This is a genomic window from Polyangium sp. y55x31, assembly GCF_029946505.1.
Classification (GTDB): Bacteria; Myxococcota_A; Polyangia; order Polyangiales; family Polyangiaceae; genus Polyangium.
Genome location: NZ_JARZHG010000068.1, coordinates 1 through 22909, shown reverse-complemented (window position 1 = coordinate 22909; position 22909 = coordinate 1). Strand labels below are relative to the sequence as shown.

General features: G+C 67.1%; 19 protein-coding genes. 6 read left to right on the top strand and 13 right to left on the bottom strand.

Translation table 11 applies throughout. The features are described 5' to 3' along the window. The first annotated feature begins 590 nt into the window (after window positions 1-590). The 3 genes from QHF84_RS49090 to QHF84_RS49080 all read left to right on the top strand — a co-directional run bounded on the left by QHF84_RS49090 (window position 591) and on the right by QHF84_RS49080 (window position 5350). Window positions 591-1403 carry a sigma-70 family RNA polymerase sigma factor gene (locus QHF84_RS49090; protein ID WP_281320593.1) on the top strand — a complete coding sequence of 271 codons (813 nt, stop codon included), beginning with the start codon at window positions 591-593 and terminating at the stop codon, window positions 1401-1403. 1 nt (window position 1404) lies between these two features. Then, entirely contained in the window at window positions 1405-3267 is a 1863-nt protein-coding gene (locus tag QHF84_RS49085) for a serine/threonine-protein kinase (RefSeq protein WP_281320592.1), read from the top strand. Between the two features lie 175 nt (window positions 3268-3442). Then, a complete protein-coding gene (locus QHF84_RS49080; protein ID WP_281320591.1) occupies window positions 3443-5350 on the top strand; it encodes a hypothetical protein in 1908 nt (635 codons plus the stop codon). A 287-nt stretch (window positions 5351-5637) separates the two neighbouring features. Here the strand turns inward: QHF84_RS49080 and QHF84_RS49075 are convergent, their stop codons facing one another. Genes QHF84_RS49075 through QHF84_RS49055 form a run of 5 tightly spaced genes read right to left on the bottom strand, consistent with a single transcriptional unit; the run spans window position 5638 to window position 13056 of the window. Further along, the gene (locus QHF84_RS49075; RefSeq protein WP_281320590.1) at window positions 5638-6924 is read right to left on the bottom strand and encodes a hypothetical protein; all 1287 of its coding nucleotides are present in this window, start codon (window positions 6922-6924) and stop codon (window positions 5638-5640) included. Window positions 6925-6932: 8 nt separating this feature from the next. Further along, window positions 6933-9047, bottom strand: a complete 2115-nt coding sequence (locus QHF84_RS49070; RefSeq protein ID WP_281320589.1) for a hypothetical protein — start codon at window positions 9045-9047, stop codon at window positions 6933-6935. A gap of 21 nt (window positions 9048-9068) precedes the next feature. Further along, window positions 9069-11729, bottom strand: a complete 2661-nt coding sequence (gene tssI / locus QHF84_RS49065) for a type VI secretion system tip protein TssI/VgrG (protein ID WP_281320588.1) — start codon at window positions 11727-11729, stop codon at window positions 9069-9071. Window positions 11730-11737: 8 nt separating this feature from the next. Next, a complete protein-coding gene (locus QHF84_RS49060) occupies window positions 11738-12124 on the bottom strand; it encodes a DUF4280 domain-containing protein (RefSeq protein ID WP_281320587.1) in 387 nt (128 codons plus the stop codon). Window positions 12125-12138: 14 nt separating this feature from the next. Further along, complete coding sequence (locus QHF84_RS49055; RefSeq protein WP_281320586.1) at window positions 12139-13056, bottom strand: hypothetical protein; 918 nt, start codon at window positions 13054-13056, stop codon at window positions 12139-12141. 185 nt (window positions 13057-13241) lie between these two features. Between QHF84_RS49055 and QHF84_RS49050 the strand changes: the two genes are divergently transcribed. Beyond that, complete coding sequence (locus QHF84_RS49050) at window positions 13242-14516, top strand: hypothetical protein (protein WP_281320585.1); 1275 nt, start codon at window positions 13242-13244, stop codon at window positions 14514-14516. A gap of 146 nt (window positions 14517-14662) precedes the next feature. Here the strand turns inward: QHF84_RS49050 and QHF84_RS49045 are convergent, their stop codons facing one another. From QHF84_RS49045 to QHF84_RS49020, 6 genes are all read right to left on the bottom strand, one after another. Continuing rightward, the gene (locus QHF84_RS49045) at window positions 14663-15502 is read right to left on the bottom strand and encodes a hypothetical protein (RefSeq protein ID WP_281320584.1); all 840 of its coding nucleotides are present in this window, start codon (window positions 15500-15502) and stop codon (window positions 14663-14665) included. A gap of 364 nt (window positions 15503-15866) precedes the next feature. Beyond that, window positions 15867-16985, bottom strand: a complete 1119-nt coding sequence (locus tag QHF84_RS49040; RefSeq protein ID WP_281320583.1) for a tetratricopeptide repeat protein — start codon at window positions 16983-16985, stop codon at window positions 15867-15869. A gap of 173 nt (window positions 16986-17158) precedes the next feature. Beyond that, window positions 17159-17425: a hypothetical protein gene (locus tag QHF84_RS49035; protein WP_281320582.1), complete on the bottom strand. Its 267-nt coding sequence runs from the start codon at window positions 17423-17425 to the stop codon at window positions 17159-17161. Further along, window positions 17422-17823 (bottom strand): hypothetical protein, encoded by a 402-nt coding sequence (locus tag QHF84_RS49030; RefSeq protein ID WP_281320581.1) that lies wholly within the window; start codon window positions 17821-17823, stop codon window positions 17422-17424. The genes QHF84_RS49035 and QHF84_RS49030 overlap by 4 nt, the downstream gene beginning before the upstream one ends. Before the next feature lie 75 nt (window positions 17824-17898). Continuing rightward, window positions 17899-18159: a hypothetical protein gene (locus tag QHF84_RS49025; protein ID WP_281320580.1), complete on the bottom strand. Its 261-nt coding sequence runs from the start codon at window positions 18157-18159 to the stop codon at window positions 17899-17901. 309 nt (window positions 18160-18468) lie between these two features. Continuing rightward, complete coding sequence (locus tag QHF84_RS49020; RefSeq protein ID WP_281320579.1) at window positions 18469-19284, bottom strand: AraC family transcriptional regulator; 816 nt, start codon at window positions 19282-19284, stop codon at window positions 18469-18471. A gap of 109 nt (window positions 19285-19393) precedes the next feature. On the opposite strand from QHF84_RS49020, the gene QHF84_RS49015 reads away from it, so the two are divergent. Continuing rightward, window positions 19394-20146, top strand: coding sequence for an SDR family oxidoreductase (locus QHF84_RS49015; protein ID WP_281320578.1), 753 nt, complete (start codon window positions 19394-19396; stop codon window positions 20144-20146). Between the two features lie 122 nt (window positions 20147-20268). On the opposite strand, the gene QHF84_RS49010 is transcribed toward QHF84_RS49015, so the two are convergent. After that, window positions 20269-21135 carry a pirin family protein gene (locus QHF84_RS49010; RefSeq protein WP_281320577.1) on the bottom strand — a complete coding sequence of 289 codons (867 nt, stop codon included), beginning with the start codon at window positions 21133-21135 and terminating at the stop codon, window positions 20269-20271. A 19-nt stretch (window positions 21136-21154) separates the two neighbouring features. Further along, a complete protein-coding gene (locus tag QHF84_RS49005) occupies window positions 21155-21700 on the bottom strand; it encodes a YceI family protein (protein WP_281320576.1) in 546 nt (181 codons plus the stop codon). 120 nt (window positions 21701-21820) lie between these two features. Between QHF84_RS49005 and QHF84_RS49000 the strand changes: the two genes are divergently transcribed. Beyond that, entirely contained in the window at window positions 21821-22723 is a 903-nt protein-coding gene (locus QHF84_RS49000) for a LysR family transcriptional regulator (protein ID WP_281320575.1), read from the top strand. Window positions 22724-22909: the final 186 nt, after the last annotated feature.

The window sequence follows — 22909 nt, the reverse complement described above, 5'->3', positions numbered from 1 at the left end:
GGTGGCTCTGGTACGGCGCATGCCGAGGCAATTGGCACGATTTTCCCGGGCTGCGTGGGACGGGATGCCGCCGGGCCATGGGCGGGATGTTGGGATCGCGATTGGGGTGGCGTAGATCCACGGGCTGCTAGCCGTCTGCTGTTGCTGCCTTGGGTGATCGGCGACGCGTGGCATAAACCATCGAAATCACACAAGAAACGCCTGGTGCCGCCTTCGAGATTTGAACTCGAGACCTACGGTTTACGAAAACGGGGCCGGTTTCCCGGCTGCCCCCCTCGCAAGTTGCTGAAAGAGCGATGAAAAACGGCTCGAAACGGCCACGGTGCGAGGGTGAGGGGGGGCAGCGGGGAGGGCGACGGGAGGCGACACGAAAGGACACGGCGGGAATGAGACTGGGCAACAGGTGGGCAACGGCAGGCGACGCAACTGCCAAGGCTGACGAGCCAACAAAACGGGATGGTCACGTGGCGCTGTCGTGTGCGTGCAGCGCGCAGGACCGTGAGCCACCTTCGCCTGCCCGACCGTCAGGCGCGGCAGGTGGCGCTTGCGCCGGCGGCCGAGCTCCGCTTACCATCGCCGCGTCGATGCACATGAAGGAGGCGAGGCTGGCACTCGCAGCTGCAGGCCGAGGCGCCTGGCCGGGGCTCGACCTCGACGACGACTTCTTCCTCCGTCACCTCGAGCGTCATCTCGCGGCGGCCCCCGATCCCGAGGCCGCGCTCGCCCGCGTGCGGGCTGACGATTTCTATCTCGCCTGCGCCTGCGCCGCGGGCTCGCCGGGCGCCGTCGAGCAACTCGAACGGCGCTTCGGCGGCGTGATCGACGCGGTCGCCGCCCGCTTCGCGCCGAGCAAAGATCGCCGCGCCGAGCTCCGCCAGATGCTGCGCGAGCGGCTCTTCGCCGCGCGGCCGGGCGCGGAGCCGCGTATCGCCAGCTACTCGGGCCGGGGTTTCTTGGAGAACTGGCTGCGCGTCGCAGCCGTGCGTGCCTTCGTGAACGCCGCGGAGAGCGAGCGGCGCGAGATCCAGGCCGAGGGCGACGCGCTCGCGGCCGTCGCCGACGGCCGCGACGTGGAGCTGGATTTCCTCAAGGCGCATTATCGCGATGCGTTCCGCACCGCCTTCTCGCGCGCGATCGCACGACTCGAGCCGGCAGAGCGGCTGGTGCTGCGCCTCTCGGTGCTCGACGGCCTGACGTGCGACGAGGTGGCGGCGGCCTTGGGCGTCCACCGCGCGACGGCGGCGCGGCGCACGGCACAGGCGCGGCAGCGGCTCTCGGACGCGACGCGCAAGGAGCTCTCGAGCGCGCTGCGCGTCGGCGACGCCGAGCTCGACAGCATCCTACGCATCGTCGAGAGCAACCTCGATCTGAGCCTCTCGCGCCTGCTTGGCCGGGACGAATGAGATGCGCCCGCCGCTCGCGTCCTGCCCCGACACCGAGGCCCTCTGCAGCTTCGTCGAAGGGCATGCCGCGGCGCCCGAGCGCGACGCGCTCGAGCGTCACCTCGACGACTGCGCCGCCTGCCGCCGCGCCCTCGTCGAGCTGGGGCGTGTCCTCGGCGCCTCTCCCCCTGGGGCCGCGAGCGAGCACCACGCCGCGGCGTCCAGCCCGCCGCACGAAGCTCCGAGCCTCGGTCGCTACCAGATCCGCCAGGTGGTCGGCGCGGGGGGCATGGGGGTCGTCTACGAGGGCTGGGATCCGGCGCTCGGACGTAGGGTCGCGCTCAAGCTGATGAGGCCGGACCAGGCCGGCGCCGCCGATCGGCTCGCGGCCGAGGCGCGCGCGCTCGCGAAGGTCACGCACCCCAACGTGCTCACCGTGTTCGACGTCGGCGTCGAGGGCGGCGCCGTCTTCCTCGCGGCCGAGTACGTCGAGGGGGCGACGCTCGACAAGGCCTGGCCGGGGCCTGGGCCGGGTTTTCGCGAGCGCGTCGAAGCATACGTGCAGGCTGGGCGCGGCCTCGCCGCCATCCACGCGGCGGGCCTCACGCACCGCGACATCAAGCCAGCGAACCTCCTGCTCGGCGACGACGGGCGCGTGCGCGTCGCCGATTTCGGGCTGGCCGTGGGCGCGGAGCAGCGCGCCGACCCGGCCGGCACACGGGCGTACATGGCGCCCGAGCAGCGCGCCAGCGAGGTGGGCCCGGCAGTCGATCAGTTCGCGCTCGGGCTCTGTCTTCTCGAAGCGCTCACGGGCGCGCGTCTGCCGGCGGGCACGGCGGCCGCAGAGCTCGCGCGCCTCGGCCGCGAGCGGTGGGGGAGCGGCGGCCCGGAGCCCGCGCTGTGGGACGCCCTCGCCCGCGCGATCGCGATCGATCCCGCCGCCCGCCACCACGACGTGGAGGCGCTGGTAGCGGCGCTCGAGGCCTCGCTCGATGCGCGTCCCGTGGCCGCTCCGCGCCGGGCGCGCGCGGTCTCCCTCGCGCTCGTCGGCGTCGGCCTCGCGACGCTCGCCGCGGCCGGCTTCCCGGGCGACCGAGCCATACCCACGAGCTCCACCTCCGCGAACGGCGTCGATACGACCCACAGCACCGCCGCGCCCGCGCCGAGCGTGGCAGCGCCCGAAGCGTCCGCCACGCTCGGGGCCGCGCCGGCTCCTTCTCCGCAGCCGCCGGCATTTTCACAGCCCCTCCTGCGCGCGAGCGCGCGCCCCGCAGCATCCATCGCTGCGGCAGCCGGTTCCAGCACGCCTTTCGCGTCGGGCAGCGACAGGGGCGAGGCCGCGAAGCTCATGCAGAAGGCGGCGGAGGCGTTCCGCGGGGGGAACGGCAAGGCGTGCCTGGAGCTCCTCGCGCGGGCCGAGAAGCTCGACGCGGCGAGCGTCAGCATCATGGCCCAGACGCGCGCCTCGTGCGAGATGCTCGCCGGCCAGTGCGAGCAAGGCGCGAAGCGCATGCGCGCCGCTGGCAACGACGATGTCGCGGTGCAGCGGTCCCTGTTGCAATACTGCCCCGCAGACGACACGAGCCGGGCCTCCCCGGAGGAGCGCATCCTCGCCGTGGCGGCGCAGACACACCTCGGGCCCCGCACGGTCGCGCGTTGCGAGCAGCTCGCCACGCAACTCGAGCGAGCCATCGGCGAACGCCCTTCGCCGGCGCCGGGCACCGTCTTCCACGCCCGGGTGAGCCTCGCGAACTGCTTCGCTGCGGCCGGCGACTGCGCGCGCGCGCGGGTCGTCGCCGGCGCTCTCTTCCCGGTGAACGATCGCGAGCAGCGCGCGGCGACGTGGCTCGCCGGTCAGCGCCCCGAGTGCGCCGCCGCGCGGTAAGCGCGCTGCCGAAAGACGCGATCGGGCCACGGCTTTCGCTGCGGCCCAGAGCACCTGTGCGTGAGGCCCGTCTCTGCCGCCGGCGCAAGCGACGAAATCCTGCTCCCGGTGCGACCGCCGATCGGGTGCCCTGTCCGAACGGAATGACCTGCGGACATTGCGAAGGAGAATGACGATGAAGACGCGTACGCTCGTTGTGGTTGCATTGGGGCTTTGGGCCAGCGCATGCTCGGACGATCCCGGGACCGGGACCAACGGCGCGGCCGGCTCCGGAGGCATGGGCACGAGCGGCTCTGGAGGCATGGGCGGGGGCGGCGCAGGTGGAATGGGCACGGGCGGCTCCGGAGGCATGGGCACAGGCGGCACGGGTGGAATGGGCACCGGCGGCTCTGGGGGCGGGGGCGGCTCTGGCGGCATGGGCACCGGCGGCTCTGGCGGCATGGGCACCGGCGGCTCTGGCGGCATGGGCACCGGCGGCACAGGTGGAATGGGCACCGGCGGCGCTGGTGGAATGGGCGGGACATCGAGCGCTTCGAGTGGTGCACAAATCTGCGTCCCCGGCGCGATGAAGAGCTGCTATGACGGGCCCGGCGGCACGGAAGGCGTGGGGACGTGCCTCGGCGGAATGTCGACGTGCCTGCCCGACGGCTCCGGCTTTGGTCCGTGCGAGGGGGAGGTCTTGCCGGCGACGGACGATTGCAAGACGGCGGTGGACGAGGACTGCAATGGCGCAAACGCAACGTGCCCCGGCTCGACGAGCTGGAGCCGACGCTTCGGCAGCAACATCATGGAACAAACCGAAGAGAAACTCGGGGGGCTCGCGGTGGACGCGGGAGGGGACGTGCTCATCACGGGCGATTATCTTCGCTCGATGGACTTCGGCGGCGGCCTCTTGCTCGGAAACGTGGGGTACAATCTCGACGGATTCGTCGCGAAGCTCGACGGTACCGGCCAACCCATCTGGGCGCGCAACATTGCATCGACCAATGCATTGCACATGCGCGGCGTGTGCGTCGATCCGCAGGGCAACGTCGCAGTCGTCGGCGATACCACCGGCGGCGGCATCAACGCGGGCGGAGGCCTGAAGGTCGGCACCGGGTCGATGCAGACGTTCGTGGTCAGCTACGATGCGGAGGGCAACCATCGCTTCTCCCTGGTCTCGAACGGCTCGGCCTCGGCCTACGCAAAGGCCGTAGCTTGCGGCCCCGATGGGTCCATCGCGATGGTCGGCACGTTCACCGGCAACCTGACGTTCGGCGGCAACCAGATCAACGGGGGGGGTTCTCCCGGGGATGCATTCGCCGTGAAATTCTCGGGAGATGGTCAGGTCATCTTCACGAAACGTTACGGGGACACCGCATTCCAGACAGCCACGGGCGCCGCCTTCGATTCGCAAGGCCGGCTCGTGATCGCGGGATACAACACCAACACGATCAACTTTGGCGTCGCGACGCTCGACAAGGGGCTCTTCGTCGCGAGGCTCTCGGCGACGGGAGAGCACGTCGCGAGCAGGAGCTTTCCGGAAGACGCCGCGAATCAGTCACAAAATTTGTGGGTTCGCGTGGCCGCGGGGCCGGACGACACGCTCGTCTTGACGACGGACTCGGGGGACAAGCCGATGATCGTCGATCTCGGGATCGCCGGCCCGCAAAACGGGACGTTCTTCATGGTGAAGCTCGACGCGTCCACCGCGCCGGTATGGGGGAGGGCCTTCACGGGCGCCGGAGGTTTGAAGGGCGTCACGTTCGGAAACAACGGCGACGTCGTGGTGACCGGCGCGCTGCGCGGATCGGTCGACTTCGGGAACGGGACCGCGCAGACGACGGCCGGCGCGTCGGATATCGTGGTCGCCTCGTATTCGGCCGCGGACGGCGCATTCCGGTGGTCGCGCGTGGAGGGGGACTTCGACTCGAAAACCCTGCCCCAATGGGGCGAGGCCGTCGGCGTGAATGCAGCGGGCCAGATTTACGTGGGCGGCAGCTTCGAGGGAGCCATCCACTGGGGAGACCAGGAGCACGTCGCGAGCTTCGGTTATGGCGGTCTTTACTCGTCGGACGTGTTCGTCGCGTCGCTCGCACCGTGATGGCGTCCTCTCGGCCCTCGGCGGTGGCGCGCCCGGCGTCGGCCATTCGACGGTCGCCACGCCGATCTGCCCGACGCGGAGACGGGACCGTCATTGCAGAGTCGGCTGGGTCGCAGCTCCCAGCGCGCGAGTCGCAGGGGTAGCCTCGCCGATCGGCTCACCCACCGCGCGGATGGAGGGGAGCCAAGGTACGACCCATGGAAGGGCGGGGCACGACGTCAATGGTCCTTCATGCGTGGGCGAAAGCAGTTCTGTCTTCCGGAATTGGGCGACGGCCTGCCGAAGGCTCACCGCTCCGGCAACGTATCCGGAATCGGTTTCCCCTCCTCCACAAGCTTCCACAACGTCGGACAGCGTCGGTCGAGCTTCTCGAAGCAATTGCCCTTGACCTTCTTCACGAGCTCGTCTTTCGACGGGGGCGGCGATTGCTCGCGCAGCAAGCGAAAGTAGCGCAGCACCGTAGGGGTCGGGCGCCCCCAGTGTTTGCCGAGCTGGGCGTGCTTCAAGGCCACGTTCGCGTCCTTCGGGACACCTCGCCCTTCCTCGTAGAGCGCGGCCAGCCGAGCGTGACAGAACTTCTCGTCATCGTGCGTGATGAAGCCGCACTTCTCGTAGAGTTTCGCGGCCCTCGCTGGATCGGCCGGTTGTCCGAGGCCCTCCTCGGCGAGCCGCCCCAGGACGTACGCCGCGAGCTGGTCCTCGTCCTCGAGCCCCGCCTCGGCATAGCGGCGCGTCTCGGCCAAATCGCGCCCCAGCTCGAGCATTGAATAAGCCGCGTCACCGCACGTCGGATGCCCCTCGGCGCAGCGCTTCGATTGCTCGGTCGCGATCCGCTCGTGAATGGCGCGGACCTCCTTCCATGCCTTCCGCTCCGGGTGTTCCCGCAGGAGACTCCGAACGACGTCGTGGCAGGTCTGGATATACGTATCGCATGCCTTCTGCGCGAAGCGCTTCCGATCCGCATCGGTCGCGATGCTGTCGTCGCCAGAGCTGTTCACGATGGTGAGGCACTCGGTGCCGAGGCCCCGCTCGCAAGCCTTTGACGACCAAGCGGAGGAATCGATCGTGGATCCGAAACGGTACGCAAGGCAGAGCGGGTCTCCTCCGGTATCGCAGAGGTCCTTCACCATCGCGTTCCAGCGCTCGTCGTAGCGAACTTCGAGCTTGTCGACCTCCGCCCTCTTGATGAACGCGCAGGCAAGCTTGCTCCCGAGGTCACAGCCGCGCCTGGCGATGGCCGGAATACGCTCGACGTTGGGCCGCCCGAACGGTTGGGCCCCGTAGGCGTGCTCTGCCTCGAGCACGAGGACCAACGTGTCTTCGCAGCCCTTCACCGCGCCCTCGTCGCATTGCTTCCGAAGCGCCTCGAACCGCTCGTTCGGCGACGTCCGCCACGCCGCCCGCTGCGCCTGGCTCCCGGCGCTCGACGATGCCGATGGGATCGGCGCGGGTGCGTTCGAGACAGCAGGCTCCGGCTGCGGCGTCGCCTTCTCTCGGTTGCAGCTCACGACCCCGACGACCCCTGCGAGGAGAGCCCACGTCCCCCGCGCCGAAAGGCGAGCGATTCGCATCATGGCGGACGTCATCCTTCCCTAAAATAATCTAGCAATGGGCCTGTGAGGGTGCGTAGCCGCTCGGCCCCCTCGACATCGGACCTGACGTAGGTGAAGTCCCATGCGAGGACCGCATCCGTGGTATGCGCGACGGTGTTACCTTTTTCGTATACGGGCAGGATCATGTTTCGAGGGCCCGGAACTCCTGGCAGTGCCTTGGTGAAGGCAGCGGGCACGATCGTCATTCCCTCGGCCACGAGCCGCGCGCCGTTCGGTTGCACTGGTTCGCTCTTCAACCGCCGGATGATCTTCGCGCGCCCTGGAAATGCCGGGTCGGCGACGTTCGTGAGGACTTGCGCCTCGCAGTAGTTCACGTCGATCGAGAGCCCGCCGTCTCCGCCGAAGCGGAACCAGCTACTCCCCTTCGGCGCATGGGGGCCGTGCTTGGCCATGAAATCCGAGAGCTTCATCTTTCGGGCTCCCACGGCCCACATGCACCGCGCAAGCACGCCGATCGGAAGAAACAGAAACCACCACGGCTGCACGGAGGAAAAACCAGGGGTGTTCCGGAGCGACCAGAGATAACGGGTCACCGTGTAGTTCTGATGGTCCTCGTCCCCGTAGGTCCGGAGGAGCTTGCTCACGAAGAGCACGTGCTCGGGCATGAGCTCCGTCGTCGTCGCCTTGCGCTCCGTCAGCACGAGCCGCGCGAGGCCGACGGGCCGAGCCTTCTTCATCACCTCGATTTGCCGCTGCAGATCGGGCACCGTCTTGGGGATCCCCACCCCGTTCGGGCCCGAATCCAAGCTGTAAACGCTCGAGAAGGCCCGCGTATCCATGTTCGCCCCCGTTCCGGGCTCGAGCACGAGGCCACGACCGAGAGAGCGGCCATCGCCGTCCTTCTCCGCCTCCATCGCGCTCCTCGACTGGCTCCCGCCGTTCGCATCGAAGAGCTGGACGCGAGTCTTGTCCTTGTGGATGCGCAGGATTTGGTGGATGTGCGAGCCGCCCGGCTGGCCTTGCCAGCTCACTTTCACGGGACGGAGCTCGGCGCCGGGCGTGTCCTTTTGCCCCTCGAAACCAGCTGTTTCTTCCTGCTCGATCGCGGCGACCACCTCTTTGAGTTTGTCTTTCCTCTTGCTGGTTCTAAGCTCGATAAGGGACGTCAGGGCTGCAACGCGACTGTCATTTGGGTAAACAACGGCCTTCACCTGAACGCTGACATTCGCGAGTTGGTGATACTTGTGATACGTGTACACCGATCCGGGCGCGAGCGGCGGCGACTCCGCGCACATCTTCGCCACTTCCCGTACCGGCTTGTCGTCCTTCCAGGACCAATCCAGGATCTTGAACCCGTCCGCCGGTGCCGCCGAGAGACCGACCACGCCCTTGATGTACTGAAGCTCCCGCTTCGCATACTCGATGCGATATCCACGCGCGATCAGGCCGTACGTCGCGAGATACTGGCACGCGCAGCACATGGGCGAAGCCGGATCCTCGTTCGGCTTCCAGGCTCGCGCGGCGTCCTCGGCATCCGCGATGAATCGCTGCTGCGGCTCCTCCCACGACGTCACACTGCGGCCGACGGTGTCGATCTTTGCCTGACCGCCTTCCATCTTCTGCTTCCGGACGGTCGCGTGCTCGATGTACTCGCCCTGCAGCCGCGAGAAGATGTATTCATCCCAGGCCTTGTCGTCGCCCTCCGCCATCTTGTAGCCGACGCCCGTGCCGTCGTAGTTGATGGCCGAGAAGAGCTCCGAGAAGACCTGCGCCCATTGTTCCTCCAGGCCCATCGGATCCTCGGCCCAGTCGAGGATAATGGGCTCCTGGCTCTTCCACGCCTCGCGCAGATATCCGTGGATCGGCCCCGACAGGTCCGCGTTCATCGTCGAGCCGCCCGCATCGAGGCGCGCATAGATCCATTGCAGCACGTGCTCGAGGAAGTCCGCGCTCTTCATCTCTTCGGGCGAGACGAAATGCTCAAACTTGTAGTCGGTCTTCGACAACCACGTGGCTTCGGACGGCACGTCCGCGACCGCGTCGTTGATGCCCACGAGGATCATCGGAGGCAGCTTCGTCTCGGCCGTGTACGCCACCGACGTGATCCGACCGTCGCTCGTCACCGATAGCTTCGGGCTTCCCATCGTTCCCTCACAAGCTCCGATTCACTGGCCGAATAGCTTCTCGAGCTCGGCGGCCGTACTGCCATCGAGCGCGCCGGTCTTCGTCGCGAGATCGTAGTCGGTCTGGAACCACTGCAGCGCGCGGCGCAAGGCTTCGTCGGCGACGTCGTTCACCTCGCCGGGAAAATAGCCGAGGCTCTTGAGCCGTTGCTTCGCGCCGCGCGGCGTCTTCGCGGGCGGAAGCTCGCCGATCTGGAACGAGTAACGACGCCTCCGCCCCTCGGGAAACGTGTCGATCCAGAGCGTGACGTCGGCCGTCGCCGCGCTCTCGGGGACGTCGACCTTCAGCGTGCCGTCGTCGTCGAGCTCCCCGCGGAAGCGTTGCCCGCCTGCGACGAGCTGGTAGGTGCAGCCGTCGTAGGGCTCGTGCTGGTCGTCGAGGAAACGCAGGGAAAGCGGCTTCGTCTTCGGCTCGTTCGTCTCGGGATCCCGCTCGGGCGGAGGCTTGGCCGGCGGCTGGAGCTTCAGGTTGTCGCCCCAGATCCGCGCATCACGATCGAGCTCGAGCGCACTCTTCTCGCCGTAGATCCGCACCTTCTTCGCGACGAGCTCCGCCTCCTCGCCCAGCGAGAGGGACGGACCTTTGCCGGCTAGATCGAGCTTCTCCAGAGCCTCGATCCGGATTTGCTTGGCCCTCAAAGTGATCCCTTCGGGGGTCAGGAGGATCTCGTTGTCCCCCGACCGGAGCCGCACACGCTCATCCCCGCGGATGAGCACTTCGCGCGTTGCCATCGTTCGTGCATCGCCGGCCACGTCCGCGGTGATCTCGCCCGCGTTTCCCGCGTGATCCACGCGCAGCGTGATGAAGTCCTCGCCCGCAACACGTACGCCGCCGCCCGCGTCAACCGCGACCGAGCCCGTCGACACGATCGTGTGATCGCCTTGTGCGGTCGCCATCGTGTTGCCCGCCACAGCGAGATTCGCGCCGCCGCTGACGTTCAGGGACAGGCTTCCTGCGACGGCGTGCACCTCGTCGCCGCCGACACGCGTGACCTTGATCCCTTCGATCGAAGCGTGATCGTCTCGCGCCACGCGCGTGTGACGATCGCGTCCTACGTCGGTGATGCGGTCGTTCTGCACGTTCTCCCGCAGGTCTCGCTCGGCACGCAGGAACAGCTCCTCCGCGCCGGTCGCGTCCTCGAACGAGAGCTCGTTGTAGCCTCGCGCGTTCGGCGTGCTCGAGGTGCGGATGCCCGAACGCGTCGCCGAAGGCAGCGGGAACGGGTGCGGGTGCGTCGCGTTCACCATCGAGCCGAGCACCACGGGTCGATCGGGATCGCCACCGAGGAACGATACGAGCACCTCCATGCCGATCCGCGGAATGAACTGCGACCCCCAGCCGGATCCAGCCCATGGCTGCAAGACGCGCACGAAGCAGCTTGTTCGCTCCTCCGAGCCGCTTCGCAGATCCCAGTGGAAGCGCACACGCACACGACCATGTTCGTCGGTATGGATCTCCTGGCCGGCGGGCCCGGTGACAGTTGCGCTTTCGAGCGTCTGCACGATACGCCTCTCGGGAGGCGCAGGCCGGTAGGCCTTCCGCTGCGGAACCGCGTGAAAACGGGCCTGATAACGCGTGCGCTGGTAGGTGTGCTCGACGCGCGTTACGACATACCCCTCGTTGAGCGCAGCGATCGGGTGATCGTGGAGCTCAATCAGGAAGCCCGGAGCGAGCAAACGGCAGCCGGTATCGCCCGTGCCGACCTCCGCGTCGTGCCGGAGCTGTTCGAGGAGGATGGTCGCGTTGACCCCGTCCACGTTGCTCTCCTCGTACTCGCCGTGATGCTCATAGAGGGACAAACCAGGCGTGGGCTGCGCTGGGATCGGCGCCTGCTCGTGGAGAATCGGGGCAGCGAGTGGCGCGCTCTTGCCGCGGAGCTCGAGCAGAGGTCGCTCGAAGTCGTAATCACGCATGAGTACCGACGTGGGCGCCACGCCACGCGTGACGTGGAATCCGGCGACTTGATCCTCCCGCAACGGGCGATCGCTGACCGTCGTTCCGACGTCATCGCCGAGGGGCCGCGCGTTGAGCTGAGGTGCTCCGGGAATGGGCTTGAGGAGCGACACGGCATCGCAGAAGACGAGCACCGTGTCTTCGACTGCGTCGGCGAAGTGGTAGTGGATGCCCGCCTCGGCAGCGATTCGCGCGATGAACGAGAGATCAGACTCGCGGTACTGCACGCAATACTCGCGCGGCGGGTACGTGCGCGCGACGTTCCAGCGAAACGTGACGCGATGCTCGGCGAGGACGCTCGATGCTGCGGCGGGCATCGCCATGTCCTGGAAGACGCGGCTCAGGGTGCGATGCCCGAGGAGCGCGAGCTGCGGGACGAGCACGAGCTCGAGGACGGCGTCGTGCCCGTCGATGTTGCCCGCGAGGTAGGTGCCGACGGAGGCGCGCTCGACGACGCCGTGGATGCGGCGTTCGGCCCCGGTGCTCGCGCGGAGCTTGAGCGTCGCAGGCATGCCGAGGAGGCGATCGACGAGGGCACGGGGATCGTCGACGACGATGTGAACGACGAAGCGGAAGGGGTGGGAGACCTCCTCGACGCCGGAGAGTTGGACGACGGAGCGAGGATCAGGGCCGAAGGCGGCGGCGGAGAGGGAGATGGGGCCGTCGGAAGGAGTGGTGGTCGTTTGCATGGCGTCCGTTACTCGACCTCGACCGAATTGGCAGGATCCGTGATTTCAACCGTTCCGCCCCATTGACACATACACGTCGACGCTTCTGTGAGGACCTTCAATTCCCGCAACGTCACCCGAGCTGCTCCCGCCGACCAGGGCGCCGGAATCACGGGGACGCACGGCTGCGGCGTCAGCACGCCCTGCGCAGCCGCCGTGGCGGCTGCGACCTGGGGGTTTGTCTGCGTCTTGCACATGCCGAACGGCGCGATGTTCACCATCGGCTTGTGGTCGAGCATGGTGGCCACTGGCAGATCGATCGCATCTGCGGGGCTCTGGGGCAGCACCGTCAGCGTCGAGGGAGCTGTTCCCTCGCTGCACTTGAGCTTCGCGCCGTTCACGACGAGCCTGGGCATCGAGCATGCTCCTGTCAGCGCACGCGCGTGCCGGACATCCACGCGCGATACTGCGCGACGGCTTGCTGCCATGCCGCGGCGAGTTTCGGATCCACGGCCATGCGCGCGTTCCAGGTCGTATGGAGGCGCGCATGTTGCTCGGCGCTGAGCCCGTAACGGCGCAGGATCTCGGGCCTCTGCTCGGGGTCGAGGTCGAGCTCGACGTGTAGCGATGCGTGCTGCTCGAGCGTGAGCTCGGAGTCGCGCGCGGGAGGTTCGTTGCGGGAAGGTTGGGTGCCGAAGGGGAGGAGCTTCCGTGCGATCGCAGAGATCTCCTCGTTCACCGGGAGCGTTCCGCCGATCGAGGACGCGAGCGGCGGAGCGCCTTGCGTCACCTGCGCGTGTTCCACGGCGGATTGCAGGGCCGCGGTGGACGGGATGCCCTCGACGAAGGGCAAGGGCTTGGTGGTGGCTGGCGACGCCGTGTGGACAGGGATTGGTGCGGGCGCGGCCCATGGCGACACCGTCGCGGTCGAGGGTGTTGCAGACGGTCCGGAAGCGGCAGCGGCGAGCATGAACGACGGCACGCCCGCTGGCTTTGCCGCGACATCCGGAGGTGTGGGCTCCGATGGCGCCTCGGCAACCTTTGCGGAGGCATCGCCGATCGCGGCGACGGAAGGCTGAAGTCTGGCGAGGCGCTCTCTGCGGCTGTTGAACGTGGCGGAGAAGCGCAGGGCTTGCTCCCGTTGTTGCCGCTTCAGGCCCAGCGCGAGCTCGCGGGTCCATGCGTGATCGACGGCGCGCCAGCGGTCGAGGGTGAGGCCGAAGCGCTGCACGACCTCCTCGGTACGGTCGGCCCCGAAGTGGACGACGTGCGCGAGGATCTCGGCGTAGCGGTCGAGGCGTACGGCTTTGCGGAGCGCGAGGTCTTCGGGGGCGGTGTCGTCGGTCATGAGTCCCCGCCAGCATACCAGGAGGAGCGTCGCGCCGGGGTGCCTCCCCTGGCGTCTGCCCCTGCTTCCCCCTCCGCTTTCGGCCCCCCGCTCCCGCTACGGGTCCTGGCACCCCTAACTCGGCGGGCGGCTGGCACACTCGGGAGCTGCTCGCCTGTCGTTGACTGTGCTATGGCGGCGCAAGGATGGGACGAACTCCGAGCACCGAGGAACTGCGCGATGCGATTGGACGTGCTCTGCAAGCGTCGGTGAAGCAGTACAACCTCGCGGGCGTTTGCGAGTCTCTCGGGATCAAGCCCGATGATACCAAAGCCGTACTGAGCAAGTGGCGAACCGTGCTCAATTGGCTGACCCATGATCCTACTGAAGTGCTAGCCATCGCGGAGCGTGTTCTTAATCGGTATCCTGATCCACACCTCGAAGAACTGCTCTGGCGGATCCATGATGATCAGCCCGAAATAACAGAATTGGCCCGCCGCAAGATCATCGACACTCTCGCAGAACTCCCAGATATCTGGGGCAAGCTTGACTACATTGAAGTAATGGGCCCAGTTCTCCCATCTTGCGGGATATACGATCGAAGCATCGAGGCGTGGCTTTCCGACCCAACCTTACTGACCATCTCGACCAAGCGCTTTCGCATGTTTATCGAGCGGAACGTTGACCCCAAGGTCCGAGATGAGGCCAGCCAAACGTTGTATATATCGGCGCTAAACCCACACCTTCGTCGCTGTGGCTGGGAATTGCGGCCGGCAGGCGATGATACTGGATTTCCTGTATACAAGGTTTTGCTGATCCAGCGTGGTGTGGAGGGGCGGCCCAAGAACATAATCTTCGCTTCCAGTGCCAAGCCGGATCTGCGTTTCGTAGATGCAGTCAACAACGACATCGAAATTGTGGGGAATGTGCACGATGTGCTCTTCTACGATCGCCCAATTCCATCGACCGGGTTGCGATGGCGCCACCTGCAGGAATGGTGGGCCCAGCGCCAAGGGTTAGCGCCGGATGGTGAGGCGACAGCGAAGAGTCTATACACTAGATTGCTATCGTCGTTGCCTAAAAACTCCCCACCTCAACAACTGCTGTTTCGTACCTATTTTGCCACCTTCAAGGACACTTTCAAGGACCTGCCGGCGCTACTACCTGAAGTATGGCTCCATTACGATCCGGTTACTGTTGCGCGACGTGGTCGTGAGGCACTGCTTCGCCAGCGCATGGATTTTCTACTGCTATTCTCGCACGAGGTCCGAGTTGTTCTTGAAGTCGACGGAGTACATCACTATAGTGAGAATGGGCTGCCGAGTCCCGATCGGTACGCGGCCATGGTTGCGGGCGATCGTGAGCTTCGGCTTTCTGGCTACGAGGTGTATCGATTCGGAGCGAAAGAGCTGGGTGGACCGAGCAGCAAGGATGTCGTTGCCGCGTTCTTCCGCGATCTGTTCCAGAGACATGGGCAATGAAGGCTGGGGCCGACGTAGGCGGTGTATGGGTCACACGCGACGCATCCCGCTGGCGAGCGCGAACGCCGTGGCCAACTCCGCAGATTCGGCTGTCTCACTGATGGGGATCGTCTCCCCACTCCGCTCGACATCGAGTGTGACACGCTTCACGCCTCTGGCGGTCGACAGCAGAAGGTCACCGCCTGCTCGGGGTCTTCCTGCACGTCTCCGCTCGGCTCTCCACCGCTCGGCTCACACGCGCCCGGGAGATACTCCGGCGGTGTGATCTCCTTGCTGCCGATCGGCAGGCCTGCGGGGAGCACGTTCGTACACTGATCGCCGAAGGACGCGATCGGGTCGTCCGAGAGGAGCTTCGAACACGCGCCATCCTCGAACGTGCGCACACGCGCGAGGCATCCCCCGCCGACGGGCGCGCCGCACGCGCATGCCGTGCACTCGCGTCCTTCGATCCAGCCAGATCGCTCGCTCGTCACCTCGTACACGACGAACCGCTCGCCCCTGTCCCAGCCCGTGGGGCACGCGTGCTCACCCGTTCGCTTGACGCACGTTCGGAACTCGTCGGGCATGCGGCGGATCGACGGCAGACACGAGGAGCTCGGAAAGTTGCACGTCGGGATCATGCAGCCGATCGCCGAGATCTTCCACGTGGGCTCGGGCAGGCCGTAGTGAGCGACGGGGAGCGGCTCTGCGAAGGGCTCGCACGCTTCTCCGACGGGAGGCCCGAGGGACGACACGACGATCGACTGCGCGCACAAGGCGGAGCCGCACATCGCGTCTGCGGCGAGGGCGTGCGCATCGGTGCAGGAGCCATCCCATCCTTCCGGTCCGCCAAATGGCAAGCTCGAGCCCGCGGCATCGCAGATCGCGGCACGGATCTCGATGGTCTCGGGGAGCGCGGTGCACGTGCCGGTCGATTCGGTGCACTTGCACGGATCGCAGTTGGCCGGCGGGGCGGAGACGTCTGCGCGGCCTAGGAAGACCGGCAAGGCCTCCTGTCCGTGGGCACCAAGCGCGGGGCAGCGCGTGGGGGCATCGGCCGAGGGACCGTGCCAGAGCGCGCGGAGGTCCCAGCCGTCGGGGGGATGCGGGATGCAGGGACCTGTGCAGCCGATGGCGGAGGACGTGCCGGCGTCGCTTGCGTCCGGTCCCGCATCCCAATCCGGTGGTACGCAGCTACCGTCTTCCAGGCAGATGTAGTTATCGGGGCACGGAGTATACACTGGGTCGCACGGAATTGTCGTAGGCTGGGAGCCACACCCCTCGACAGCCAACGCTGCGGTTGTCCCAAACAGAGCGCATAAAACGAACCAGGAACGCATACGAACACGGTACCTCAGGGACAAACCTTCGTCAACGAATGGCTGCCATGACGCTGAGCCCGGCCATAATCTGACTGCTGCTCCATGCGGTTCGCGCCCCGCGTATGCCACCGATGTTGAGCGGGTAGGCATCCATCAGTACGACAGCGTCTAGAGCGATGCGTAACTTGAGCGGCCCGAGGGGCATTGCGGCAATGCCCCCCGCGCCAAGACCGCCGAAGCGATACCACTCTGAGAATGGTGGGGTGCGTGGTGTGACCCTCGATCGATTGAGTGCGCCTCCGCTTGCAAGTAGGCAGCCGGAGAACCAGCGCACCGTACCGCAAACGCCAGGCCAGACGCCGATGAGCGCGCCGCTCACGGCGGTACTCTTGTCACGAGGCGAGAAGGCGCCTCGTACATCGAGACGCCACGATACGACCTCGCCGACTGGCCATTCCGAGGATGCGACGAGGCCCATCGCCGGCAGCGGGGAGAGCGCGCTGTAGAGGACCGTGGTTCCGACGAACGGAGTCCACCGCCGCGGAGGCGAAACTTGGGAGCGCGAGTTCGGTGACCTCGATGGCGTGGCGCTTTGGGGGATTGCTGCTGCGCGCATCGCGGGCGCTGACGGCGGGGCAGTGCTCGACGAGGGCGTCGGCGAGCTCGCGGAGGTCGGCGGCGACGACGGCGGCGGGATGGGTTGGAGCTCGAGCAGCGGCACGGTCTCGCGCCCTCCCTTCGGCGCATCGACCGTCTGCACCGCGTCCTTGAACCCCGACAGCCTCGCGCGGATCTCGTGACGTCCTGGCTTGACGAACACGTAGAAGTCGTTTCTCCCGATCGACGCAGGTTCGAAGTCGCCGTCGATCCACACCTCCGCGCCGAGGTGCGAAACGGTGATGTCGAGGCGACACACCTGCGGGCGAGCCCGCTCGAACGCCGCGACGATCTGCCGCCGCTCGCTGGGCGGGATGTCGTGTCCGTCGATGAACGCCAGGAAGAGGTGTTGCACGGCCTCTGCGATCGCCCCTCCCTCCAGGGCAATGAGCCCGAGACGACCGCGAATCCGAGCGTCGTCACGGATCTGGAGCGCGTCGGAGTAGGCCTCGACCGCCTCGGAAAGCCTGCCCGCGGCGCGGGCCTTGTCGCCCTTGCGCGAGAGCTCCACGAAGCGCGCGGCGCGGACTGCCGCGGAGCTCGTGCTCGGCGATGAGCTCGGGACATCGTCGGCCCGCGCGAGCCTGGGGACGAGGAGCAGCACGAGCACGAACCGTGCGAAGCGAAGGCGCATCGAGCGCGATCGTATCCATGAACGAACCGCGCCGAATGTACGAAGCGTCCTCACCGCGGCTTTTTGCGGTCGAAGATGCCGGCTGTCGCGTTCCATGCGGTGCGATGAAGCGTGTCCATCACTTGTTCCTTCTCTTCTTCCGTGAGCTGATACCCGACAAACTTGGCGCGCTCCTTCTCCTCCCCTGGTTTGAGGCTCTCCGCGTTGATGTACAGGCACCCGTCGGTGCCGAAGGCAAACTCCGTCGGGAGCTCCGTGGGCGGGTTTTCGTCTTCGGGAACCACGGCGATCGTGTTGGGTTCGACGGGCTTCGTCATTCGCGCGGTCCTCGGTACCCGTTTTCCAGGTCGTCGACGATCTCCGCCTGCCAGGCGTGGATCATCTCGTGCAGGAGTACATCCAGGAGGTACAGGAGACCGTGGCGCTCGCACCGCGGAGCGATCCGGATGCGGCTCGGGATTCCGTGGACGTCCTGCGCGGTATAATCGCCTTCGGCCCGCGGTGAAGCGGGCGTGGTCATCAGAATGAGCGACTGCTTCAGCGCTCCGTCGAAATCTTCGGCGTTGTACGCGTCGAACGCCTCGTAGAGCGCCCGCGGAGCGTGGCGACCGTCCTGCTGCACGAGCTGCCGGACGGCGTGGGCTGGGGCGCGGGGATCGACGCGGTTCTGCTCGGCTGCGTGTCCCGTTTGAAAGGGACAGGTGCGATCCGCCATAGGCAGAACTTTAGGTTCTCAGGTACCTGGGTACCAAAGGCACCGTACATGAGCTCGCCAGGCGCCAGGCTGATCTCAGCGGATCACGTTTGCGTTACGGAGAACTTGAATCAGGAAATCCTGGTAAGACATGCCCTTGAGTTTCGCCTGATCCGCCACTTGCTCGCGAATGTGCCACGGGAGTCGGTCCTCCAGGATTTGTCGGACGTAGTCGCGCACGAGGATGTCGAGCTCGACAGCCTCGAGCTTGATCTGCGTCTTCAGTTCGGCCGGGAGAACCACCTTCAGGGCACGCACGGATTCCTCCGCCGCCTCGGACGTTTTCTTTGCGCCCATGCTTTTCTCCCCTGGATGGCGAACGAGGACACTGCCCCTCGTACCTGGGTACCATGGTGGGGAGGTGGTTGCTAATCGGGTGGATGTCTCGTGCGCCGTCCGTCAGAGACGCTTTGAGCCGCCCCGGGCGGGGCAGCGTGCGGCGGCCCTCAAGGATCGACGCGCCGAGGCCGCCGAACCGAATATGCGAAGCCGCGTTTGGGGGATGCATGGGCTCGTCGTCGAAGGGGCAGCATCGTCGCCAGTCTTGCTATAGGCATGTCCGATGAACTGCGCGGGGGGTGAAACCGGCGAGGTCGCCCATCACGCTCACGATAACCCCGAACGCCAGCCCGGAGACATCGGGCTTCGCGCTGACGACGGGCGGACGGTGTGCGCGTAATGGCCCGGCGTGGTACCGACGATGCGGCGAAAATGCCGGTTGAGCTGCGATTGATCGTAGAGGCCGACCTCCGATGCGACCTCGCTCGGCTTGAAGCCGGCCTCGAGCAATGCCTTGGCGCGCATGACGCGGAGATGGGTCAAGTACGCGTACGGCGGCATTCCGACCTGCGCGCGGAACGCACGGCACAGGTGGAACTTGTCGAGGCCTGCGTGCGCGGCGAGCTCGTCGAGCGTGATGGCGTCGGCAAAACGCTCGCGCAAAAGCTCGATCGCTCGGCGGACGGGGCGCGCGTAATGCGGCCGAGCGCCGCCCGTCGCGACAAGGGCGTCGATGGCCTCGGCGACCACGACCTCGAGGACGAAGCGATCGGCGCGAGCAGAGACGGCGTCGTGAAGGCGGTGAAACGCAGCGCCGCGCTCGTCGCTCGCAGCGAGCTGCGGCTCGACATGGTGGAGCGCGCTGAGCTTGTCCTTGATGGCACGAGCCGGGAGCGTGACGATCTGGAACGTGATGGGCCCGTCGTGCGCGATGTCGCGATGAACATCACCGGGCTGCTTGATCTGCAACGTGCCCGGCGTGCTGCGGTAGCGCCGGTTGCCGCTGGCCCACTCGACGCTGCCGCGCTCGAGCCGCGCGATCGCGTAGGCGTCCTTCATGCTCGCGTAGAGCTCGTCCGTGGTCCATCGGACCGCCCGCAGGCCAGGAACGGAGGCGGGGAGCTGCTCGACCTCGATCGCCACGGCGACACGATACGGCTCGGGAGCACGGTTGGCTTGGACATTCTTGGCAGTCGATCGGGCGCCAAGAATGCCCAAGGCGAGGCGCGCGCGCGTCGCTAAGAGGAGGGGCATGCACAACCATCCCGTCGCTCTCGTGACCGGCGCCAATCGCGGCATCGGTCAGCAAATCGCCAAGGAGCTCGCCGCGCGCGGGTTCACCGTCCTCGTCGGCGCCCGCCGCTTGCCCGCGGGCGAGGCTGTGGCGAGGGCCATTCCACACGCGCGCGCGGTCGCGCTCGACGTTACGGACGCCGACTCCATCGCACAGGCAGCCGCGTGGATCCGCGTCGAGCTCGGCCGGCTTGACGTGCTCGTCAACAACGCGGCCGTCGCGAGCGGTCCCTCGACGCCGGGCGCATCGCCCGCCGAGATCAAAGAGGGCGGGCGCCCGAGCACCGCGCCCATCGCGGACATTCGCAGCGTGTTCGAGACCAACGTGTTCGGCGTGATCGCGGTGACGCAGGCGATGCTGCCGCTGCTGCGCGAGGCGCCGGCGGGGCGGATCGTCAACGTGTCGAGCGGCGCGGGCTCGCTCACGCGGATCACCGACCCAGCCTACGCGCCGCATTGGGTTGGCGGCGTCGCGTACGGCCCCTCGAAGACCGCGCTCAACGCCGTGACCGTCGCGTTCGCGCTCGAGCTCTCGGACACGCCCATCAAGGTCAACGCGGTTTGTCCAGGCTACACCGCGACGGACTTCAACGCACACAGCGGACCGCGCACCGTAGAGCAAGCCGCGCGTGAGCCTGTGCGTCTCGCGCTGCTCGGCCTCGACGGCCCTACAGGCACGTTCTCGAACGACGACGGCCCGTTGCCATGGTGACAGTCGCCGCTCGTCGCCGATGCAAAGCGCGCGGGCGCGAAGGCCGGAAACGTTCCGACCCCACGGCGAAGCCAGGATTGTGCCGTCTCCCAGCTCGCCGGGGCGGCCTCGGCGCTAGATGATCACAACGCAACCGCCGGCCGCGCCAGCCTCAGCGTGCCGTTGTCGCGCAGCTCCCGGCCGATCCGACGGATCTCCTCTTCGCCTTTGGCGAGCGCTTCGGCGCTCGTGTGCACCGAGTAGTTGCCGAGGAACAGCTCGTGCGGGTGCGGCGGCGCCGAGCCGAGCACGAAGCGCGTGTCGCCTTCTGCAATGAAGTCGATCGCGTGCTCCGACGGCTCGAAGACCGCGACCTCGCCGGCGTGCACGTGCGACGGCGTGCGCAGCGCACCATCGCTGACCGCGACCCACGCGACCGCGTGACCGCGCGGTGGCACGTACGTCCAGCGCTCTCCTGCCCTCAGGTTGACCTGGAGGTACGTCATCGGCGGTGCGTCGATCGGACTCTGCGCGCCGTCGTACGAGCCGAGGATCACGCGGGCCGGTCCGACGACCGGAACCTCCTCCGGCATCACGTAGCGGCTCGCGCTCGGCGCGTTCTCGCGCTCGGGCGGCAGCGCGACCCAGAGCTGGAACGCCCGCATGACGCCGGGCTGGGCTTGCCCCGTGTGCCACACGCCGTTGCCGGCGCGCATCCACTCGATGCCGCCGGCGGGCAGCACGAGGTCGGCCCCGGTCGTGTCGGCGATCCGCACCGCGCCTTCCAGCGTGACGGTGACCGTCGCGATGCCGGAGTGCGGGTGCCAGAGGTATTCCATCGGCGTCGGCTCCGACCGGCCATCGAAGTGGGCGAGGTCGAGGAACACGAATGGCTTCATCAGCTCGCCGAGGTCCGATGGGCTGACGAGGCGCGTGATGGGCCCGCGCGTACGGCCCTGCGTGCGGTGGATGATGCCGCGGGCAGCTTGCTTGGTATCGAGGGCGAGCATAGTGGTATTCCTTTCTCGATCAGGCGGCCTCGTTGCGCGCCGCCATCTTGACTGCCTGGATGTCGAGCTCGATGTCGACGCGGTCGCTGACGAGCACGCCGCCCGCTTCGAGCAGCTGGTTCCAGTGGAGGCCAAAGTCCTTCCGGTCGATCGAGATTGTCGCGGCAAACCCGCTCCGCTCGTTGCCCCACGGATCCATGCCGCGGCCTGCCGGCTCGGCGTCCAGCGCCACCTCGCGAGTGACGTCGCGGATCGTGAGATCGCCGATCACGCGCAGCCTGCCGCCGCCGGTGTCCTCGACGCGCGTGCTGCGGAACCGCAGCTCGGGGAACTTCTCCACGTCGAAGAAGTCGGCCGAGCGCAGGTGGGTGTCGCGCTGCGCGGTGCCGGTGTCGATGCTCGCGGCCTCGATGCTCACCTCGACCCTCGACTTCGTGACGTCGTCCTCGAGCTTGATCGCGCCGGTGTATTTGAGAAACCGGCCGCGGACCTTCGAGAAGACCATGTGCCGGATGGAGAAGCCGATGGTGGAGTGGGTCGCGTCGATGTTCCAGGTCGTCGTCATGGCGGTGCTCCTTTGCGTCGGTCGGTGTTGCCGTTGCGCGAAACAGTTGTAGGATCGTTCCGCCAGGCGAACTAGGCAGCGAACATTGGAATGACTGTCTAACCTATGGGACAATAGGTCATGGATCTGAACGAAATCGCGGTGTTCACGCGCGTCGTCCAGGCCGGGAGCTTTTCGGCCGCCGCGAAGATGCTCGGGATGCCGAAGTCGACGGTCAGCCGGAAGGTGTCGGATCTCGAGGAGCGGCTGAACGCGCGGTTGCTCCAGCGCACGACGCGAAAGCTGAGCCTGACCGACGCGGGGCGCACGTATTTCGACTACGGGCTGCGCATCGTGAACGAGCTCGAAGAAGCCGAGCGCGCCGTCGGTCGCCTTCAGGACACGCCGCGCGGGCTCCTGCGCGTGACCGCCGGGCTCAACAGCGCGTGGCTCAGCGACATCCTCGCCGATTTCCTGAAGCGCTACCCCGAGGTTCAGCTCGATCTGCTGTGCACGGCCCGCTCGGTCGATCTCGTCGAAGAGCGCTTCGACCTGGGCATCCGCGCCGGCGCGCTCGCGGATTCGAGCCTCATTGCGCGAAGCCTTGGCAGCACGACCTGGTTTCTCGTCGCGACCGCGGGCTACCTCAAGAAGCGCGGGCGTCCGCGCACGCCGCACGAGCTCGCGGAGCACGAATGTCTCTTGTTCGGCGCTGGACCGAGCACGGCCAACATGCGGCTCGAGAGCGGCGAGCAGTCCGTGCAGGTCGCGGTGCGTGCGCGCCTCTCGGTGAACGACATGGACATCGTGCACGCCGCCGCGACCGCGGGCCTCGGGATCGCGATGCTGCCGGCGTACCGTTGCGTCGAGGAGCTGCGCATGCACCGGCTCGAGCGCGTGCTCCGCGACTGGACCGCTCCGTCGACGCCCGTGCACGTGGTCTATCCGACGGCTCGGCACCTGTCGGCGAAAGTGAAGGCCTTCATCGAGCACCTCCAGTCGCGGATGACGCCGCCGCCGTGGGAGCTCGGGCCGATGCCTTAGCAGCCCGTGGATCTACGCCACCCCAATCGCGATCCCAACATCCTGCCCATGGCCCGGCTGCATCCCGTCCCACGCAGCCCGGGAAAATCGTGCCAATTGCCTCGGCATGCGCCGTACCAGAGCCACCATGGCGGCCCATATCACCAAGATCGCAAGGGCAAAGCCCTTCCGGGCCGCGGCCAGGCC

Coding starts and splice junctions, on each gene's coding strand:
- QHF84_RS49035 (WP_281320582.1), bottom strand. CDS start 17,425: ATGACGAAGCCCGTCGAACCCAACACGATCGCCGTGGTTCCCGAAGAC.
- QHF84_RS49060 (WP_281320587.1), bottom strand. CDS start 12,124: ATGCCCAGGCTCGTCGTGAACGGCGCGAAGCTCAAGTGCAGCGAGGGA.
- QHF84_RS49055 (WP_281320586.1), bottom strand. CDS start 13,056: ATGACCGACGACACCGCCCCCGAAGACCTCGCGCTCCGCAAAGCCGTA.
- QHF84_RS49075 (WP_281320590.1), bottom strand. CDS start 6,924: ATGATGCGAATCGCTCGCCTTTCGGCGCGGGGGACGTGGGCTCTCCTC.
- QHF84_RS49010 (WP_281320577.1), bottom strand. CDS start 21,135: ATGCTCGCCCTCGATACCAAGCAAGCTGCCCGCGGCATCATCCACCGC.
- QHF84_RS49085 (WP_281320592.1), top strand. CDS start 1,405: ATGCGCCCGCCGCTCGCGTCCTGCCCCGACACCGAGGCCCTCTGCAGC.
- QHF84_RS49080 (WP_281320591.1), top strand. CDS start 3,443: ATGAAGACGCGTACGCTCGTTGTGGTTGCATTGGGGCTTTGGGCCAGC.
- tssI (WP_281320588.1), bottom strand. CDS start 11,729: ATGCAAACGACCACCACTCCTTCCGACGGCCCCATCTCCCTCTCCGCC.
- QHF84_RS49030 (WP_281320581.1), bottom strand. CDS start 17,823: ATGGCGGATCGCACCTGTCCCTTTCAAACGGGACACGCAGCCGAGCAG.
- QHF84_RS49000 (WP_281320575.1), top strand. CDS start 21,821: ATGGATCTGAACGAAATCGCGGTGTTCACGCGCGTCGTCCAGGCCGGG.
- QHF84_RS49050 (WP_281320585.1), top strand. CDS start 13,242: ATGGGACGAACTCCGAGCACCGAGGAACTGCGCGATGCGATTGGACGT.
- QHF84_RS49015 (WP_281320578.1), top strand. CDS start 19,394: ATGCACAACCATCCCGTCGCTCTCGTGACCGGCGCCAATCGCGGCATC.
- QHF84_RS49070 (WP_281320589.1), bottom strand. CDS start 9,047: ATGGGAAGCCCGAAGCTATCGGTGACGAGCGACGGTCGGATCACGTCG.
- QHF84_RS49090 (WP_281320593.1), top strand. CDS start 591: ATGAAGGAGGCGAGGCTGGCACTCGCAGCTGCAGGCCGAGGCGCCTGG.
- QHF84_RS49005 (WP_281320576.1), bottom strand. CDS start 21,700: ATGACGACGACCTGGAACATCGACGCGACCCACTCCACCATCGGCTTC.
- QHF84_RS49025 (WP_281320580.1), bottom strand. CDS start 18,159: ATGGGCGCAAAGAAAACGTCCGAGGCGGCGGAGGAATCCGTGCGTGCC.